The sequence below is a fragment of the Trinickia mobilis genome (assembly GCF_017315705.1).
Lineage (GTDB): Bacteria > Pseudomonadota > Gammaproteobacteria > Burkholderiales > Burkholderiaceae > Trinickia_A > Trinickia_A mobilis.
Window position 1 is genome coordinate 279037 of sequence record NZ_JAFLRF010000007.1, and the last position, 983, is coordinate 280019.

1 protein-coding gene is annotated in these 983 nt (G+C 71.1%); it reads right to left on the reverse strand.

The window, feature by feature from the left end:
- Positions 1 to 983: condensation domain-containing protein (locus J3489_RS12920; RefSeq protein WP_242539974.1), on the reverse strand; the 983-nt coding region annotated here is incomplete at both ends.

Here is a 983-nt window from a genome sequence, read left to right on the forward strand (position 1 = left end):
CCGCACCGGCAGGTGCGCACCGCGGAAGCTCTGCTGCGCGGGCCGCACATGGTCCAGCGGCAGCTCCAGCACCCCCGGGGCTTCCGCGAGCTGCCCGCGCCAGTAGCTCTTCTGCCGCTCCAGCGCCTCGCCCTGCAGCCAGGCCCGCTGCCACAGCGCATAGTCCGCGTACTGCACCGCCAGTGGCGCCAACTGCGCCGGCGTGCCCGACACCTGCGCCGCGTACTGCCGCCCCAGCTCCTCGATGAGCACCCCCATCGACCAGCCATCCGAGACGATGTGATGCATCGACAGCAGCACCACGTGCTCACGCTCGCCCAGCCGCAGCAGCTTCACCCGCAACAGCGGACCGCGCTCCAGATCGAAGCCGCGCTGCGCTTCTTCCCGCGCGGCTCGCAGCACCTGCGCTTCGCGCTGCGCCGCCTCGAGCCCCGACAGCTCCTCGTGCTCCAGCACGGCGCCGAGCGTCTCGTCGATCACCTGGTACGGCACGCCGTCCACGCTCGCAAAGCGCGTGCGCAGGCTCTCGTGACGCGCCACGATGGCGGCAAGCGCCCCCTCCAGCGCCACCACGTCGAGCTCGCCCTCCAGTCCCACCGCGCCCGGTATCGTGTAGGCAGCGCCGGGCAGCCCCATCTGCTCGTGCACCCAGATGCGTTCCTGCGCGTATGACAGCGGCAGGCGCTCCGGCCGGCTCTGCACCTCCAGTTCGGGCCGCTCGAGACCCGCACCCATACGCTGCTGCCGCATCACGTATTCGCTGAACCCGTCCAGCACCGGCGCCTCGAACAGCGCCCGCAGCGGCAACTCGACGCCCAGCTGCTTCCGCAGCTGACTGATCACGCGCGTCGCCAAGAGCGAATGCCCGCCCAGCTCGAAGAAACTGTCCTCGCGCCCCACGCGCTTGACGCCCAGCACCTGCTCCCAGATCTGCGCGATCAGCGTCTCCGTCTCCCCCTGCGGCGCCTCGTACTCCCGGCCCT